Origin of the sequence: Dactylosporangium sp. CS-047395 (assembly GCF_050942185.1) — a bacterium.
Taxonomy (GTDB): domain Bacteria; phylum Actinomycetota; class Actinomycetes; order Mycobacteriales; family Micromonosporaceae; genus Dactylosporangium.
The window spans coordinates 11075822-11091947 of sequence record NZ_CP192015.1 but is presented as its reverse complement, the minus strand read 5'-3'; the positions used below and the strand labels follow the sequence as shown (position 1 = coordinate 11091947).

16 protein-coding genes and 3 tRNA genes are annotated in these 16126 nt (G+C 69.8%); 12 read left to right on the top strand and 7 right to left on the bottom strand.

Annotated features, from left to right (window positions below; genetic code table 11):
* Positions 1-443 precede the first annotated feature (443 nt).
* Positions 444-1715, bottom strand: a complete 1272-nt coding sequence (locus ACQP00_RS51795; protein WP_433212078.1) for a cryptochrome/photolyase family protein — start codon at positions 1713-1715, stop codon at positions 444-446.
* Complete coding sequence (locus tag ACQP00_RS51790) at positions 1712-2680, bottom strand: phytoene/squalene synthase family protein (protein ID WP_433212076.1); 969 nt, start codon at positions 2678-2680, stop codon at positions 1712-1714. Before ACQP00_RS51790 ends, ACQP00_RS51795 begins: the two co-directional genes overlap by 4 nt.
* A gap of 101 nt (positions 2681-2781) precedes the next feature.
* On the opposite strand from ACQP00_RS51790, the gene crtI reads away from it, so the two are divergent.
* The 3 genes from crtI to ACQP00_RS51775 are packed head-to-tail and all read left to right on the top strand — an operon-like array spanning position 2782 to position 5726.
* Entirely contained in the window at positions 2782-4275 is a 1494-nt protein-coding gene (crtI, locus tag ACQP00_RS51785; protein ID WP_433212074.1) for a phytoene desaturase family protein, read from the top strand.
* Positions 4276-4278: 3 nt separating this feature from the next.
* The gene (gene idi / locus ACQP00_RS51780) at positions 4279-4806 is read left to right on the top strand and encodes an isopentenyl-diphosphate Delta-isomerase (RefSeq protein ID WP_433212072.1); all 528 of its coding nucleotides are present in this window, start codon (positions 4279-4281) and stop codon (positions 4804-4806) included.
* Positions 4803-5726 (top strand): MerR family transcriptional regulator, encoded by a 924-nt coding sequence (locus ACQP00_RS51775; RefSeq protein ID WP_433212070.1) that lies wholly within the window; start codon positions 4803-4805, stop codon positions 5724-5726. Before idi ends, ACQP00_RS51775 begins: the two co-directional genes overlap by 4 nt.
* A gap of 248 nt (positions 5727-5974) precedes the next feature.
* Here the strand turns inward: ACQP00_RS51775 and ACQP00_RS51770 are convergent, their stop codons facing one another.
* Positions 5975-6118: a hypothetical protein gene (locus tag ACQP00_RS51770; RefSeq protein WP_433212068.1), complete on the bottom strand. Its 144-nt coding sequence runs from the start codon at positions 6116-6118 to the stop codon at positions 5975-5977.
* A 34-nt stretch (positions 6119-6152) separates the two neighbouring features.
* On the opposite strand from ACQP00_RS51770, the gene ACQP00_RS51765 reads away from it, so the two are divergent.
* From ACQP00_RS51765 to ACQP00_RS51740, 6 genes are all read left to right on the top strand, one after another.
* Positions 6153-6722: a polysaccharide deacetylase family protein gene (locus ACQP00_RS51765; protein ID WP_433212066.1), complete on the top strand. Its 570-nt coding sequence runs from the start codon at positions 6153-6155 to the stop codon at positions 6720-6722.
* A 144-nt stretch (positions 6723-6866) separates the two neighbouring features.
* Positions 6867-6939: transfer RNA gene (locus ACQP00_RS51760), tRNA-Glu, on the top strand.
* Between the two features lie 24 nt (positions 6940-6963).
* Positions 6964-7037, top strand: a tRNA-Asp gene (locus tag ACQP00_RS51755).
* Between the two features lie 30 nt (positions 7038-7067).
* A tRNA-Phe gene (locus ACQP00_RS51750) sits at positions 7068-7141 on the top strand.
* A 178-nt stretch (positions 7142-7319) separates the two neighbouring features.
* Entirely contained in the window at positions 7320-7523 is a 204-nt protein-coding gene (locus tag ACQP00_RS51745) for a hypothetical protein (protein WP_433212064.1), read from the top strand.
* A gap of 532 nt (positions 7524-8055) precedes the next feature.
* The gene (locus tag ACQP00_RS51740) at positions 8056-8625 is read left to right on the top strand and encodes a Uma2 family endonuclease (protein WP_433212062.1); all 570 of its coding nucleotides are present in this window, start codon (positions 8056-8058) and stop codon (positions 8623-8625) included.
* A 4-nt stretch (positions 8626-8629) separates the two neighbouring features.
* Here the strand turns inward: ACQP00_RS51740 and ACQP00_RS51735 are convergent, their stop codons facing one another.
* Together ACQP00_RS51735 and ACQP00_RS51730 are read right to left on the bottom strand one after the other, a co-directional pair.
* Entirely contained in the window at positions 8630-8935 is a 306-nt protein-coding gene (locus tag ACQP00_RS51735) for a CopG family transcriptional regulator (RefSeq protein WP_433212060.1), read from the bottom strand.
* The gene (locus tag ACQP00_RS51730) at positions 8922-9203 is read right to left on the bottom strand and encodes a hypothetical protein (protein ID WP_433212058.1); all 282 of its coding nucleotides are present in this window, start codon (positions 9201-9203) and stop codon (positions 8922-8924) included. The genes ACQP00_RS51735 and ACQP00_RS51730 overlap by 14 nt, the downstream gene beginning before the upstream one ends.
* Positions 9204-9250: 47 nt before the next feature.
* Between ACQP00_RS51730 and ACQP00_RS51725 the strand changes: the two genes are divergently transcribed.
* Genes ACQP00_RS51725 through ACQP00_RS51715 form a run of 3 tightly spaced genes read left to right on the top strand, consistent with a single transcriptional unit; the run spans position 9251 to position 13382 of the window.
* The gene (locus ACQP00_RS51725) at positions 9251-10048 is read left to right on the top strand and encodes an SDR family oxidoreductase (RefSeq protein ID WP_433212056.1); all 798 of its coding nucleotides are present in this window, start codon (positions 9251-9253) and stop codon (positions 10046-10048) included.
* A 44-nt stretch (positions 10049-10092) separates the two neighbouring features.
* A complete protein-coding gene (valS, locus tag ACQP00_RS51720; RefSeq protein ID WP_433224334.1) occupies positions 10093-12576 on the top strand; it encodes a valine--tRNA ligase in 2484 nt (827 codons plus the stop codon).
* Complete coding sequence (locus tag ACQP00_RS51715; protein ID WP_433224332.1) at positions 12576-13382, top strand: TrmH family RNA methyltransferase; 807 nt, start codon at positions 12576-12578, stop codon at positions 13380-13382. The genes valS and ACQP00_RS51715 overlap by 1 nt, the downstream gene beginning before the upstream one ends.
* On the opposite strand, the gene ACQP00_RS51710 is transcribed toward ACQP00_RS51715, so the two are convergent.
* Both ACQP00_RS51710 and ACQP00_RS51705 read right to left on the bottom strand, forming a co-directional pair.
* On the bottom strand, positions 13383-15125 hold the full coding sequence (locus ACQP00_RS51710; RefSeq protein WP_433212055.1) for a VWA domain-containing protein: 1743 nt from the start codon (positions 15123-15125) through the stop codon (positions 13383-13385).
* A 191-nt stretch (positions 15126-15316) separates the two neighbouring features.
* A complete protein-coding gene (locus ACQP00_RS51705; RefSeq protein WP_433212053.1) occupies positions 15317-16126 on the bottom strand; it encodes an endonuclease/exonuclease/phosphatase family protein in 810 nt (269 codons plus the stop codon).

Here is a 16126-nt window from a genome sequence, read left to right as displayed (position 1 = left end):
GCGTCACTCGAATGGGTGGTTCGGCGCCGGTCGATGAGTATCAGGGCCATAGTTCTTTGCTTTTCTGCACGTGCACGCCCGAGAATTCAGGTGTTCGTTGAGGCCCCACCGCGAAAGGTGGTTCAACCAACCGTGGGCTACTCGCAGGCCGGCGTGGTCGCCGCGCAGCAGGTCGTGTCCCATCACCTTCCGTCCCTTGCCGGCGAGCGCTGCTCGGCCTGTGGGGACGCCTTCCCGTGTGCGTTTCGGCGACAGGCCGACGACACGCTCAACGCGTACGGGCTGCTGCCCCGTCGCCTCCCCGGAGCTGCGCTGCGGGCGGCCGGGGTGCCGGTACACAATGAGCAACCGGTCGAACGGAAGCGCTTCTGGGCGACCAGGAATCAGCGCGGCTGGTTCGACGCCGTGATCAATCCCGCGGTCGGGCGGGCGAAGGTTCCGAGTTACTTCAGGGCGAGCGGGGAGGGGTAGCCCCGCCACTCGGCGGCCGGGCGCTTCCACGGCTCGTGCACCGCTTTGCCCGCAATGCCGGCCAGTTCGGGCACATAGCGGCGCACGTAGTCGCCGGTCGGGTCGAAGCGCTCGGCCTGGCGCAGTGGACTGAATCGCCGGTACGGCTTCGTGTCGTTGCCCGTGCCGGCGACCCACTGCCAGTTGCCGTAGTTGTTGGCCACGTCGCCGTCCAGCAGCAGGTCGAAGAAGTGGTCGCCGCCGGCTCGCCAGTCCTGGTAGAGGTGCTTGGTGAGGTAGGACCCGGTGATCAGCCTGGCGCGGTTGTGCATCCAGCCCTCGGCGATCAGCTGCCGCATCCCGGCGTCGACGATCGGCATGCCGGTGTGGCCCTCGCGCCAGGCCTGCAGCGCGTCCTTCTCGTCGCGCCAGTTCTCCTCGGCGTTCGCGCGGTACGCCTTGTGCCGCAGGTCAGGGAACGCCCACAACACCTGGTGATAGAAGTCGCGCCAGCACAGCTGCCGGATGAACGGCTCGGCGCCCTCGCGATCGCGCGCCTTCGCCACGATCTCGCGCGGCGAGAGGCAGCCGAAGTGCAGGTATGGGCTCAACCGCGAGGTCCCGTCGCCGGCGAGGTCGTCGTGCATGTCGCCGTACGACGGAAGCTCGGAAAGCCAGGACGCCAGGCGCTTGCGGGCCGCCGTCTCGCCCTCCGTGCCGAGCGTGGAGCCGAGCCAGGAGCGGGGCAGATCGGGCGGCAGCGAGATCGAACGCGGCGCATCCAGCACGTCCCGCCAGGAAGTGGCCTGCCACGCGCGGTAGTACGGGGTGAACACCTTGTAGTGCGTGCCCCCGCCGCCCGGGCGCACCTCCGACGGCGGCACCACGGTCACGCCCGGAAACGTCTTGAACGCCAGGCGCTCCTCAGCACAGGCCTCGGCCAGCCGGGTCTCGCGCGACCGCGCGTAACCGCTCACGTCGGCCGTCACCGCGATCGCCGACGCACCGATCTTCTTGGCCACCCGGACGGCCTCGCGCACCGGGTCGCCGCGCAGCTCGACCAGGTCGCCGCCGCGCTCGCGCAGGGCGTTGCGCAGGTCGGCGAGTGCCCCGGCCAGAAACTTGCGCCGGTTGTCACCCGCCGCGAGCGCCGGATCGTGCACGAACAGTGGCAGCACGTGCTCGAAGGCGCGCACCGACGACGCGAGGGCGGGGTGGTCGTGCACGCGCAGGTCCCGCGTGAAGAGCACGACGCACGTGGTCATGCGGCGGTACCGCGAAGATCCAGCACCGCCGCCCCGTCCCGCTGCTGCGGAATCTCCACAGTGGACGGCGTCGGCACCGGCGTGCCCGGTCGCGCCAGCACGCAGGCCAGCGCGACGGCCAGGCGCTTGGCCTTCGGCACCGTGGCCCGGCGCACGAAGACGTCCGCGTCCTGCGCCTCGACCTCGTCCAGGATTCCGCCGTACAGCCGATACGCCGCCCGCATGCACGCCTGCGAGGCGGGCGCGAGCATCGGGATGCCCGGCGCGGCGAGTGCGTAGTGTCGACGGGCGCGGCTCATCTGGTACCGGATGAGGCTCTTGATCTTTTCTGAACTTCGCTTGGTGGCGAGCGCCTCCTGCAGGTCGGCGCGGGTGACGCCGAACTCCGCGAGGTCCTGCTGGGGCAGGTAGATGCGCCCGCGCTCCAGGTCCTCGGCCACGTCCCGGATGAAGTTGGTGAGCTGGAAGGCCAGGCCGAGCTGCCGGGCGGGCTCGCGGGCGGCCGCGCGGTCGGACGACTCGAGGATCGGCAGCATCATGGTGCCGATCACCGCGGCCGAGCCCTCCATGTAGCCGAGCAGGTCCTCGTAGGTCTCGTACTCCGTGACGGTGAGGTCCATCGCCATGCTGTCGAGGAACTTGCGGAAGTCCTCGAGGTCGATGTCGAACACCTGGATCGTGTGCAGGACGGCCGGCAGCAGCGGGTCGTCGGTGTGCCCGCCGCGCAGCCCGCGCAGGAACTCGGCCGACCACGCGGACAGCTCGGCGGCGCGCTCCTCGGGCGTGCGGCCGGGGCCCTCGGTGCGGTCCACGATCTCGTCCGCGTACCGGGCGAAACCGTACAACGCGTGCACATGCCGGCGTTTCCAGGCGGGCAGCAGCCGGGTCGCGAGGTAATACGTGCGACCGTGGAAGCGATGCAACACGCGGCACCGCTCGTAGGCAGCGGCTAGTGACGCATCCATCTGACCTCCAGGTCTCCTGCAAATCGACGCACAAATCGACGCACGGTCGAGCCTACGCTACGCTTGCTGAGGCAGCTACCCGAAACGCACAGGGGGACACCATGCGAACCGTTGAGGGCCGGACGGATCGCGTGATCGTCGTCGGCGCCGGCCTGGGGGGACTCGCCGCGGCGATCCGCCTCGCGGCCGCCGGACGCAGCGTCACCCTGCTCGAGCGGGAGGACCAGCCCGGCGGCCGCGCAGGGCGGCTCGTCCTCGACGGCTACGAGTTCGACACCGGGCCGACCGTGCTCACCATGCCGGAGCTGCTCTCCGACCTGCTCGGCACGGTCGGTGAGGACCTGACCGCGTGGCTGCCGATGGAGAAGCTGGACCCGGCGTACCGCGCCCACTTCCCCGACGGCTCCACGCTGGACGTCATCGCGGACACCGCGCGGATGGCCGGCGAGGTGGCGCGGGTCTGCGGATCGCGGGAGGCCGACGGGTACCTCCGCTTCGTCGACCACGCCCGCGAGCTGTGGGCCCTGGAGCGCGACGACTTCATCGACCGCAACCTCGACCGCCCGCGCGACCTCGTCACCGCCAACCTGTGGAAGCTGGCCCGCCGCGGCGGGTTCGGCCGGCTGCAGTCCAAGGTGGACTCCTACTTCAAGGACCCGCGGACCCGGCGCATCTTCTCGTTCCAGGCGATGTATGCCGGCGTGGCGCCGCACCAGGCCCTCGCGCTCTATGCGGTCATCGCCTATCTCGATTCAGTCGCCGGGGTGTACTTCCCGCGTGGCGGCATCCACGCCGTGTCCCGCGCGCTCGCGGGGGTGGCCGAGAAGCACGGCGTCGAGATCGTCTACGGCGCCGAGGTGAGCCGCGTGGAGACCGCCGGCGGGCGCGCGACCGGCGTGACCACATCGGACGGTCGCCGGTTCGCCGCGGACGTCGTGGTGCTCAATCCCGACCTTCCCGTCGCGTACCGTGACCTGCTTCCCCCGACCCGCTGGCGCAACCCGCTGCTCGGCAAGCTGCGGTACTCCCCGTCCTGCGCGGTGCTGCACGTCGGCTCCACCCAGTCGTACGGCGCGATCGCCCACCACAACATCCACTTCGGACGGTCGTGGCGGGAGACCTTCGACGAGGTCATCAACCAGGGCCGGCTGATGAGCGACCCGTCCCTGCTGGTCACCAACCCCACCCGCACCGACCCGTCGCTCGCGCCGGAGGGCCGCCAGACCTACTACGTGCTGGCCCCGACGCCCAACCTGACCGCGGAGCTGCTCGACTGGCGGGGTTCGCTCGCCGGTACGTATCGCAGCGAGCTGATCGACACGCTGGAGCAGCGGGGGTACCTCGGGTTCGGCGCCGGCATCGAGGTGTCGAAGTTCATCACCCCGGCCGACTGGGCCGATCAGGGCATGGCCGCCGGCACCCCGTTCGCGGCCGCCCACACCTTGCGCCAGACCGGCCCCTTCCGGCCGGGCAACCTCCACCCCACACTGTCCAATGTGGTCTTCGTCGGCTCGGGCACCCAGCCCGGCGTCGGAGTGCCCATGGTGCTCATCTCCGGTCGCCTCGCGGCGGCCCGTGTCACGGGGGAGTCCTAGGACTTGTCACGCGAACAACAGCTGGTCGAGCTCGTCGCCATCGACGGCCGGGCCGCGGGCAGCGCCACCGTCGAGGCCGCCCACCAGGCCCCGGGCCGGCTCCATCGCGCCTTCTCGGTGCTGCTCGTGGCGCCCGACGGCCGGCTCCTGCTGCAGCAACGCGCCGCGGCCAAGACCCGGTTCGCGCTGCGCTGGGCCAACACCTGCTGCGGTCACCCCGCCCCCGGCGAGCCCGTCGTCGACGCGGCCGCCCGCCGGCTGGGCGAGGAGCTCGGGGTCTCCGCCCCGCTGACCGAGGTCGGCGTGTACTTGTACCAAGCCGAGGATCCCGATTCCGGCCGGGTCGAGTACGAGTACGACCACGTGCTCACCGGCCCGTTCGAGGGTCCCGTGCACGCGGACCCGGCCGAGGTGGCCGAGACCGACTGGGTGACGCCGGACGAGCTCGCCGCCCGGATCCGCCGGTTCCCCGACTTCTACGCGCCCTGGCTGGCCGGGGTGCTCGACGCCTGGCAGTCAGCCCGGCCATGAACGGCGCCGCCTACTCGGCCGGGGCCGTGGCAAGGCGGCTCGGCGTCGCCGTGACCACCCTGCGCACGTGGCACCAGCGCTACGGGATGGGACCGTCGCTGCACGAGCCGGGGCATCATCGCCGGTACACCGAGCAGGACATCCAGCGCCTCGAGCTGATGCAGCGCCTGATCGTCGAGGGGGTCGCCCCGGCCGAAGCGGCCCGCTGGGCGCGGCGCCCAGCTTCCGCTTCCGCTCTCGGGGCTCCCCCGAGCGCTTTCGGCGCCCCGCCGGGCGCTCCGGGGCCTCCACCGGGGCCGAACTTCGCCGTGGCCGTGCGCGGGCTGCACCGGGCCGCGCTGCGCCTGGACGCGCCGGCCGTCCGCCAGCGCATCGCCGAGGCCGTCCGCGAGCACGGGGTGGTCACCGCCTGGGACGGCGTGCTGCGCCCCGTCCTTGCCGGAATCGGCGAGCGGTACGCCGCGACGGGTGAACTGATCGAGGTCGAGCACATGGTCTCCGGCTGCATCTCGGCCGTGCTGGGGGCGGTGCCGCGGCCGCCGGCCGGGGTACCGGTGCAGATCCTGCTGTCCTGTGCCGACGACGAGCAGCACAGCCTGCCGTTGGAGGCGGTCGCGGCGGCCCTGGCGACCGACGGGGTGCCGAGCCGCTCGCTCGGGGCGCGGGTGCCGCCGGCGGCGCTGCTGGCCGCGGTGCGCCGGACCGGTCCCGACGCCGTGCTCGTCTGGTCGCACTCGCCGCGCACCGGTGCACCCGAGCAGCTCGAAGCGATCCTGGCCGAGCGCACCCGCCCCCTCGTCGTCGCCGCGGGCGGACCCGGTTGGCCTCGTCCGTTCGTACCATCCGGGGTCGTCTGTCCGGACAGCCTGGGCGAGGCGCTGGTGACGCTCACTTCGGTACTCGACCACACATCTGCGTAAAACGGCCTTGCGCGTCCACTCCCGGGTTCGTGCCACGGCCTGAACGCGTGAGGACGTCGACGGTCTCGAATCAGTAACGTGTGGCTCCGTCAGCGATACCTCAGAAATCCCTCGGAGTCTCACATGCCTCGTCTACGACTCGCAGCGGTGGGAGCAGTGATCATGGCCGCCCTGGCTTTCGCCGCCGGCTGTTCTCACGAAACGCACCCGACCGCGGCCTCGTGGCACGCGTCTTCGGGCTCCGGGTCCTACCCGGGCGAAACGCCGAGCGCCGGCCCTTCTTCCGGCCGCCCCGTCTCACGTCCGGTCTCCTCGACGCCGCCGCCCGCTTCGTCGGCGCCCGCCTCCCCCTCGGCGTCCGCCTCGTCCGCCGCTTCCTCTGCTCCACCCAAGGACGACATCATCCGCGGCACCGGTGCCGCCACGGTGGCGCTGACCTTCGACGACGGCCCGGGCCCGGACACCCCGACGATCCTGAAGATGCTCCGCGAGCAGGGCATCAAGGCCACGTTCTGCGTGATCGGGGTGAACGTCCAGGAGTACCCGCAGTACGTCCAGGAGATCGTCAAGGACGGCCACACCCTGTGCAACCACACCTGGAAGCACGACGAGGCGCTCGGCAAGAAGTCGGCCGACGTCATCCGAGCCGACCTGCAGAAGACCAACGACGAGATCCACAAGGCCGTGCCGGACGCCCAGATCAAGTACTTCCGCCACCCCGGCGGCAACTTCACCCCCACCGCCGTGCAGATCGCAGCCGACCTGGGCATGCAATCGCTGGGCTGGAGCGTCGACCCGTCCGACTGGAACATCCAGAAGTGGTCCGGCCAGCAGATGACCAGCCACATCTGCTCCAACGTGAGGAACAACACCAAGCCCGGTTCCATCGTCCTGTCCCACGACGGCGGCGGCGACCGCAGCGCCACGATGGCCGCGTACAAGACCCTCCTCCCCGAACTCAAAGCCAAGTTCACCCTGGTGGCGATGCCGGTCTGAGCTGGGGTTTCCCCACCCGGCGCGCCGCTGGTGGATACTCATTTGGAGAACGCGCGAGGGGTCACGTATGCTCTGAAAGCCTCCGGCGGGGCCGGATGGGAGCAACACCGCACGACTCGCGCGATATGCGATGATTGCGGGGCCGCCCTCATCGTCTAGCGGCCCAGGACGCCGCCCTTTCAAGGCGGTAGCACGGGTTCGAATCCCGTTGGGGGCACGTGGTACCACATGTTCATAGCTAGGTCCTGTGGAGCAGTTGGAGTGCTCGCCGCCCTGTCAAGGCGGAGGTCGCGGGTTCAAGTCCCGTCAGGACCGCTTTGCCCTTGTTTCTTGTTTGAGGGCTCTGGGCAGGTAGCTCAGTCGGTACGAGCGTCCGCCTGAAAAGCGGAAGGTCGGCGGTTCGACCCCGCCCCTGCCCACAAAGCTCTTCGCCGGGCTTTACAGACCCCGACCAGCGGCAACGCGGTCGGGGTCTTTGTCTGTCCACCCTCCGCCGCGACGCTCATCCGTGCAGCAACGACACTGCCGCGTCTTCTCGGGCGGGCGTATCGTTGAGTGGCGCCCAGTCAGCGGTGGTGGCGGGAGTAGAGGCCCAGCGTGACCAGCGAGGCAGTCGAGATGATCACGGTTCCCCGGGCTGAGTTCGATGCCATGCAGGCAGAGCTCAAGCGTCTCCGCCGTGAGGCTGCACGCGACGTCGCGTTGACGGCTATGCGGGCGGATCGCGGTCCCGGAGCCGGTGACGAAGCCCGCGTGTTCACGCGGGAGCAGCTGGCCGAGGCGTGGGGAATTCGTGCCTGAACGGCAGATCCGTTTTCCCGAGCAAGCGTGGCAACAGGTAGAGGCGCTTCCCCAGCAACTGCGATGGACAGTCCAGCGTGCGATCTTCAGCATTCAGCCCGTGCGGGTCGACACCTGATCTGGTGCATCGTCTGAAGGCCGGCGTCGTGTAGCAACGCGTGTAGCAACGGCTGCACACAACCGCGCTCGCCGACGACCCGCTTACGGCATCGGCCCTGACGTCGCCGGACAGCTCCTCGTCACCGCCGGGGACAAGCCCGACTGGCTGCGCTCCGAAGCCGCGTTCGCCATGTTCCGCCGCGCCCCACGAAAGAGCTGCTGAACCGACGTCGGCCGTGAGCTGCCAGATCTCTGGACTTGGCTGACGCAAGCTGAAAACGGCAGCGCCAGATTGAGGATCGCGGCAGGTCGTCCGCCGTAGGGTGGCGCTCGACGTCTTCGGCTTCGCCGGCGTCGCGCCTCCTGCTGCTGCCCGTCGTCCAGCCCCGTACGTGGGAGACTGAATGGCGGCAGCGCAGAGGGGTCCCAGGAGGTGGTCCAGATCGTGAGCGTGGCAACGACGGGGCACGCGGGGCCCTGGCATGAGGACGAGTACCTCGCGCTGGGCGAGACGGCGAACCGGATCGAGCTGATCGATGGGAGTCTGCTCGTGAGTCCCGCGCCCAGCTCGCGCCATCAGCGGCTTTCGCGGCGGATCGCCAATCAGCTGGACTCGCCCGCGTCGGCGGCCGGGCTGCTGGTGTACGAGGCGGTGAATGTCCGGCTGCACACGGATCGGCTGGTCATTCCCGATCTGGCGATTGTGGATATGGCCGACGACTTCCTGGTTGTGGACGCGGCGCAGGTGGCGCTCGTCGGGGAGATCGTGTCGCCCGGGAACGCGGCGGCGGATCGGGTCATGAAGATGCACTTCTACGCCGCTGCGCGGATTGCGTGGTACCTGATTGCCGAGCAGGAGTCGCCGGAGTCGCTCACCCTCCGGCTCAATCGGCTCGATGGCTCGCACTACGTCGAAGATACGGTGGCGAATCCGGGTGAAATCCTGAGCGCCGTGCAGCCGTTTCCGTTCCGGCTCGACACCCGGACGTTGCTCGTCCCATAGGGGATCAAGCGGCGGGGCGGAGGGTGGTCAACGCCCGCAACGCGTCCGCCAGTGAGATCGGGTGGTCGTTGGCCTCCGTGGCCAGGCACTGCTCGATCATCTGGCGCATCAACGTGGAAGGCTTCACGCCCCGCGAAGCGGCGACCGTGGCCAGCTGCTCCGCCGTGTCCGTGGGGAGCCGTACCGAATACACGGCCATGGTCTCGCCGTCCGGCTTTGGGGGGAGGGCGGCCGGCTCGTCCGTGTAGGTGATGTTGCCCGCGGCAACTGCCAAGGCCAGCTGGTCCAGCTGGTCGTCACTTGGTCGCATGACTGGCCTCCCATCCCTCGAACTCGGCGCGCTGGGCCGGCGTCATGTCCAAGGCGCCGACAATCAGCCACTCCAAGCCGCCTTCGTGCCGCAGGACGACGATCAACGGGCGTCCCGCCGCCGTGCGTGCCCATACGCTGAGGACCGGGAGGCCCAACGCGACGCCCGACCTCGGAAGGCGGCGGTCGGCGTTGAGGGCCTGGAGGGCCTCGGCTGGTTCTATGCCGTTGAGGGCCGCCAGGGTCGCCGGCCACCAACGGTAGGGCATGCAACCAATGTACGACGCCCGTCATACGTCGTCCAGCAAGGAGCAACATGATCGTCGTAACCGGGGCATCCGGGCAGGTGGGAGGGCGGGTCGCCGCGCTCCTCAAGGCGCCGCACGTGCTGCTGGTCCGGGAGCCGTCGAAAGCTCCAGAAACTCAAAAACCCGTCAAGTTCGCGGAATATGCTAATAAATCGGGCATGACCGCAGCGCTGCGCGAAGCAGAAGCGGACACGCTGTTCCTGGTGTCCGGCCGCGAGGACGCGAATCGCCGGAAGACGCACGAGACCGCAGTGGACGCCGCAGTGCAGGCCGGCATCCAGCGCATCGTGTACCTCAGCTTCGCCGGAGCCGCGCCCGACTGCACGTTCACGTTCGGGCGGGATCACTGGTACACCGAGCAGTACATCCGCGCGACCGGGCTGCAATTCACCTTTCTGCGCGACAACATGTACCTGGAGATGATTCCGCGGCTCGCTGACGAGCAGGGCGTGATCAAGGGGCCCGGCGGCGACGGGCGGCTCGCTGCGGTCTCCTATGACGACATCGCGGCCGCCGCCGTGAACGTGCTGGAGAACCCCAGGGACGGCGAGACGTTCACGCTCACCGGGCCGGAGGCGTTCAGCCTGCACGAGGCGGCCGGCATCCTCGGGCTCACCTACGTGCCCGAGACCGTGGACGAGGCGTACGCCTCCCGAGCCCACTACGGCGCGCCCGCGTTCGAGGTCGCGGGGTGGGTCACGTCCTACGAGGCGATCGCCAACGGCGAGCTCGAGGAGGTCACCGATCACGTCGAGCGGCTGACCGGGCACAAGCCTCGATCGCTGCGGGAATTGAGAGGTGCCTGAACCGCGGCGGTCATAGCATGACTTGCATGCCTGAAACCGACCGTATTCCGCAGCGTCCCAGTCTCGACGGCCTCGAGGAGAAGTGGGCGCGCGTATGGGAGGTAAACGGCACGTACCGCTTCGATCGCACCGCCGACCGCGAGAACGTGTTCGCCATCGACACGCCGCCGCCGACCGTGAGCGGGGCATTGCACGTCGGGCACGTGTTCTCGTACACGCAGACCGACATCATCGCCCGCTATCAACGCATGCGCGGGCGGGACGTGTTCTACCCGATGGGGTGGGACGACAACGGGCTGCCGACCGAGCGCCGGGTGCAGCTCACGTTCGGGGTCCAGTGCGACCCGACACTGCCGTACGACGCAGAGTTCCAGCCGCCCGAAAAGCCCGGCAAACAACGGGTGCTGGTGAGCCGGCGGAACTTCATCGAGCTGTGTCAGCGGCAGACGGAGATGGACGAGCAGTCCTACGAGCGGCTCTGGAAGCTGGTCGGGCTCTCCGTCGACTGGACGTATCTGTACACCACGATCGGCGACCGGGCCCGCGCCACCGCCCAGCGTGGATTCCTCAACAGTCTCGGGCGCGGCGAGGCGTACCCGCTGGACGGGCCGACGCTCTGGGACGTGTCGTTCGGGACCGCGGTGGCCCAGGCCGAGCTGGAGGACCGCGAGCGCCCCGGCGCCTACCACCGGATCAAGTTCGGCGAGTTCTTCATCGAGACCACCCGGCCCGAGCTGCTGCCGGCGTGCGTGGCGCTGGTGGCGCACCCGACGGACGCGCGGTACAAGGAGCATTTCGGCAGTACCGTGCGGACGCCACTGTTCAATGTGGAGGTTCCGCTGCTGGCTCACCACCTCGCCGACCCCGAGAAGGGCAGCGGGCTGGTGATGGTGTGCACGTTCGGCGACCTCACCGACGTGACCTGGTGGCGCGAGCTGGACCTGCCGACCCGCACCGTGATGCAGCGCAACGGGCGGCTCGGGCTGCAGCCGCCGGAGGGTGTGGACGAGGAGCTCTACGCGCCGGTGGCCGGGCTGACGGTGCACCAGGCGCGGGAGAAGATCGTGGCGCTGCTGCGCTCGTCCGGCGAGCTCGACGGGGAGCCGAAGCCGATCACGCACGCGGTGAAGTTCTACGAGAAGGGCGACCGGCCGGTCGAGATCGTGGCGACCCGGCAGTGGTACATCCGCAACGGCGCGCGGACGCCGGAGCTGCGCGAGATCATGCTGCGCCGCGGGCGGGAGCTGGAGTGGGAGCCGGCGCACATGCGGACCCGCTACGAGCACTGGGTCGAGGGGTTGACCGGCGACTGGGTGATCAGCCGCCAGCGGTTCTTCGGCGTTCCGATTCCGCTCTGGTACCGCCTGGACGCCGACGCCAACCCCATGTACGACGACCCGATCGTGCCGGAGTCCCTCCCGATGGACCCGAGCAGTGACACGCCGCCGGGGTACGAGGAGATCGACCGCGGCATGCCCGGCGGGTTCGTCGGCGACCCGGACGTGATGGACACCTGGGCCACGTCCTCGCTCACCCCGCAGATCGCCGGGGCCTGGCTGGACGACCCGGAACTGTTCGCGCTGGTGTTCCCGATGGCGATGCGGCCGCAGGCGCACGAGATCATCCGGACCTGGCTGTTCACCACGGTGCTGCGCGCGCAGTTCGAGCACGGGGTGCTGCCCTGGAAGCACGCGGCCATCGCCGGGTGGATTCTCGACCCGGACCGCAAGAAGCTGTCGAAGTCGAAGGACAACGCCAAGGACTCGCCCGAGGAGCTGGTGGCGCAGTTCGGCTCCGACGCGATCCGGTACTGGGCCGGCAGCGCCCGCCGCGGCGTGGACACCGCGCTGGACACCAACGTGTTCAAGGTGGGCCGGCGGCTGGCCGTGAAGCTGCTCAACGCGAGCCGGTTCGTGCTGGGCCTGCAAGCCCAAGGCGAAGCCGAGCAGAACCCCGATCCGGCCCAGGTGACCGAGCCGGTGGACCGGGCGCTGCTCGGCGCACTGTCCACTGTGGTGGCCGAGGCGACCGCCGCGTTCGAGCAGTTCGACTACGCCCGGGCGCTCGAGGTGACCGAGCAGTTCTTCTGGACGTTCTGCGACGACTACGTGGAGCTGGTGAAGGCGCGCGCGTACGGCGAGGCGGCACCGTCCGAAGTGGAGTCCGCGCGGGCGGCGCTGGCGATCGCGCTGTCGGCGGTACAACGGCTGCTTGCTCCGTTCTTGCCCTATGTGACCGAAGAGGTCTGGTCGTGGTGGCAGGAGGGCTCGATCCACCGGGCGCCCTGGCCGGTGGCCCCGGCTGCGGCCGACACGGCGCCGTTCGTGGTGGCGGCCGAGGTGCTCGGGGCGATCCGGCGGGCCAAGTCGGCCGCCCAGCAGTCGATGAAGGCCGAGGTGGCCAAGCTGGAGGTGGCCGGGCCGGTGCGCACGCTGGAGGAGATCCGGGCCGACCTGACCGCGGCCGGCAACGTGCGCGACTGGTCCATCTCCGAGGCGGAGGAGCTGTCGGCTACCGTCAGTTTGTGATGGAAGTTCAGGCCGTCGGGCTCCAGCATCCGGCCGTCCGGCAGGTGCAGCACATCCAGAACAACACCGCGCCGAACCGCTACAAGCTGTTCGTCGCCGAGGGGCTCTGGGCGCACAACATGCTGCTGGAGGCCGGGGCGCCGATCGACACGTTCTTCTGGTGCCCGGAGGCGATCTACGCCGACGAGGCCCACAAGCGGGCGGAGGAGATCGCGGCGCGAGCCGAGCGCTCGTTCCGCATCTCCCTGCGCACGCTGGAGAAGATCTCCGAGCGGGACAAGCCCGACGGGCTGCTGTCGCTGGCCGCGCTGCCCCGCTGGGACGAGCGCGACCTGCGCTTCGGCAAGACCGGCCTGATCCTGGTGGCCGACGGGCTGGAGATCCCGGGCAACCTGGGGACGCTCATCCGCTCGCTCGACGCGTGCGGGGCGGACTGTCTGGTGCTGACGAACCGCAAGACGCGGCTCACCCATCCGAAGGTGATCCGGGCGAGTCAGGGCACGATTCTGACGGTACCGACGCTGGAATTCGAAACTGTGGACGAGGCCGTCGCGTGGCTCGACGCGCGCCGCTTCACCGTGCTGCTGGCGGACACCGACGAGGCGATCAACTACCGGCAGGCCGACTACGGCGGGCGCACCGCGCTGGTGGTGGGCAGCGAGCGGTACGGCATCGCCAAGGGCTGGTACGGCCGCGGATACCAGCGAGTCGCCGTCCCCATGCTCGGGTCCGGCGACTCGCTGAACGTTTCCGTCTCGGCTTCCATCCTGCTGTACGAGGCGCAGGCCCGGAAGGCGCGCTGGTAGCTACTTCTTCTGCGCGATCTGGCCGCGCAGCGAGATGGCCTGCAGGAAGATGTCGCCGATCTTCGACGGGTCCTGCGCGACGAAGGTGCCGCCGCCGACCGCGTCGGTGATCTGGCGCATCGCCGCCTCGCCGACCTTGTCGCCGATGCCGATCAGGATGATCTGGATCGGCTTGGCCGGGTCGGCGACCGCCTTGAGCTGGGCGATGAGCTCCTCGAGCTTCAGGCCGCCGGCGGGGTCGTCGTTCTCGCCGTCGGTCATGACGATGATCGAGTTGATCCGGCCGCTCTCGTACCCGCTCTGGACCGCCTTGTACGCCGCCAGAATGGTGTCGTAGAGGCCGGTGTCACCGTTCTTCTTCGGCGTGATGCCGCCCAGGGCCTGCACCAGCTGGGCCCGCTGCGAGACCAGCGGACCGATCGGGACCAGCTGCTTGTAGTCCTTCTGGCCGTCCAGCAGCGTCGAGAACGTCCACACGCCCAGCGACCAGGAGTCGTCGAAGAGCGCCATGCCCTTGCGGGCCGCCTCCAGCGTCACCTGCATGCGGGTCGCGTTGCCGGCCGTCGGCACCGGCTCCAGCATCGAGCCGGAGACGTCGAGCACGGCCAGCATGCGGGCCGGCAGCGTGATCGCCTGCCACTGCTGCAGCAGCGTCTCGACCGTGCCCGCGTCGGGCAGCTGCGGGGCCGCGGCGGCGAGGGCGCCGGGCGCGTTGGCCGGGGTCTGGAAGCCCTTGCCGGGGGCGCCGTCGGCGCCGCGCAGGCCGATCGCGCCGAGCTTGTCGCGGAAGTCCTGGGTCTGCAGGGACTTGAGCAGCTCGTCGGCCATGCTGGCCTTGTCCGCGCTCAGCACGACGTACGGGTAGTCCAGCGGCGGGGCCGCCGGCTCGGCGTAGATCGCGGCGATGCGGACCGGCGGCTGCTGCCCGTTGTACTGGATGATCGCCTGCTCGGACAGCGGGGCCACGGTCAGGCTGGTGCTGATCGCCTGCTGGTCGCTGCCCCGCGGGAACTTCTGGATCAGGTCCGAGCGCACCGACGAGCGACCGGCCGCGAGAGCCCGCAGCGCGGTGGTGGCGACCTGGGTGGCCTGGGTGGCGTTGCCGCCGCCGGCCTGCTTGGCCACACTGGCCAGGGTCAGCAGCCCGGCGAGGCCGGTGGCGTCCCGGCTCGGCTCGGTGATGCCGATCTTGGTGCCCTGGTTGGCGGCGAGGCTGGCGATCAGATCCGCGTACGTGATGTTCTTCTGCGGCCAGCCGAACTTCGTCGCGGCCGGCTCGGGCATCGCGAGCACCACCGGGCTCAGCGCGACCGAGTGCGCGCCGGCCTTGACGCTGTCCGGGTTGACGGCGCGGATGCGCTGCAGCCACAGCGAGGAGTCGGCGACCCACACGTCCGGGATGCGGGTCTTGCCGTTGGCCTGGCCCACGCCGGTCAGCGACTTGTCGGCCTTGCCGGCCAGGGCCGCGGCCACGTCGGCCGGGTCCTCGTCGAAGACCTCGATGTCGACGCAGTTGCCGTTGTCCTTGGCCTGCTCGGCCCACTCGGCCGCCTGGAGCTTGAGGGCGGGCGAGATGTCGGCCGAGGCGCCGATGCTGAGCTTGGCGGCGTTGCCGCAGGCGGGCTTGGAGTACTTGTTGAACGCGTACCAGCTGCCGGCGAGGACGACGAGCACGGCGACGGCGGCGGCGCCCAGCTTGAGCGCTCCGCCCGACGACCCAGCTGGGCGGTGGCGACCTTTCACGGCTCTAATCCTCCGGACCGGCGGCCTCTGTGGCCTTATACCTTCGGTTGGAAATCACTGACGGTACGCATCCCAACAAACGAACGCCTAATCTACAAGGCGCCGAAGAATCGTAGTTATCCGAGCACGCTTCGCAATCGCGACCGGACAAACGGTCGCAACCTGGCAATTTGCGCGGATTTAAATCTGTCCTAATCGATTTTCAGCGTGCCCGGCCGATCACGCAGCGTCACAACTAGAGGTCGGTGGTCCGAGAACGGCAGCCGGGGGCTGTCGACGCTGAGCACCCTGGGCAGGCGCTCGATCCCCCGCGAATCGGCCAGAACGTGATCGAATTGCACCTGCGGGGCGGGCGAGGGATAGGTGGGTACCCCCGCCAATCGATGCCAGCCGGAAAACAACCGTGGCAGGCCGCCCGGAAGATTCAGGTCCGCAAGCAACAGCCGCGGCGCGGGCAGTTTGCGCAACGCCCGGCGGACCAGTTGCAGCTGCCGAACGTTCCATCCGGGCACGAACGACAGGTGGGTGGTGGCGATCGTCACGCGCCCGAGCGGGGTCGCGACCACCGCCGCGAGCAGCACCCGGGGCTCGTCGTCGAGCAGCATCATGTGCATGCGCTTCGGCCCGGGGATCATGATCGGGGCGCGCAGCGGCGCCGCCGGCAGCCGGGTGATGTGCCATTCGAGCACCGGGTAGCGGCTGACCAGGGCCACGCCGTAGTGCGGGTCGACGCCGTCGGCGTCGTCGTCGGTGGCGGCGCGAAAGGCCTCCCCGGGCGTGCCCACGACCGCCGGGACGAACATCGCGTGCCGGGCGCCGAGCGCGTCGGCCGCGATCCCCGCCAGGTCGGCGTGCCCGCTGCGCGGCTGGGCGCGATCCACCTCCTGCAGCCCCAGCACGTCCGCGTCGAGCTCCGCGATCGCCGCGCCGATCCGGCCGGTCTCGACCAGCCCGTCGGTCAGCGAGCGTCCGTGCATGAGGTTGAACGTGCCGAGCCGCAT

Excerpts from the sequence above, each read along its gene's own strand:
- ACQP00_RS51795 (WP_433212078.1), bottom strand. The coding sequence starts at position 1,715 with ATGACCACGTGCGTCGTGCTCTTCACGCGGGACCTGCGCGTGCACGAC.
- ACQP00_RS51790 (WP_433212076.1), bottom strand. The coding sequence starts at position 2,680 with ATGGATGCGTCACTAGCCGCTGCCTACGAGCGGTGCCGCGTGTTGCAT.
- crtI (WP_433212074.1), top strand. The coding sequence starts at position 2,782 with ATGCGAACCGTTGAGGGCCGGACGGATCGCGTGATCGTCGTCGGCGCC.
- ACQP00_RS51775 (WP_433212070.1), top strand. The coding sequence starts at position 4,803 with ATGAACGGCGCCGCCTACTCGGCCGGGGCCGTGGCAAGGCGGCTCGGC.
- ACQP00_RS51735 (WP_433212060.1), bottom strand. The coding sequence starts at position 8,935 with ATGCGACCAAGTGACGACCAGCTGGACCAGCTGGCCTTGGCAGTTGCC.
- ACQP00_RS51730 (WP_433212058.1), bottom strand. The coding sequence starts at position 9,203 with ATGCCCTACCGTTGGTGGCCGGCGACCCTGGCGGCCCTCAACGGCATA.
- ACQP00_RS51725 (WP_433212056.1), top strand. The coding sequence starts at position 9,251 with ATGATCGTCGTAACCGGGGCATCCGGGCAGGTGGGAGGGCGGGTCGCC.
- ACQP00_RS51715 (WP_433224332.1), top strand. The coding sequence starts at position 12,576 with ATGGAAGTTCAGGCCGTCGGGCTCCAGCATCCGGCCGTCCGGCAGGTG.
- ACQP00_RS51705 (WP_433212053.1), bottom strand. The coding sequence starts at position 16,126 with ATGCGGCTCGGCACGTTCAACCTCATGCACGGACGCTCGCTGACCGAC.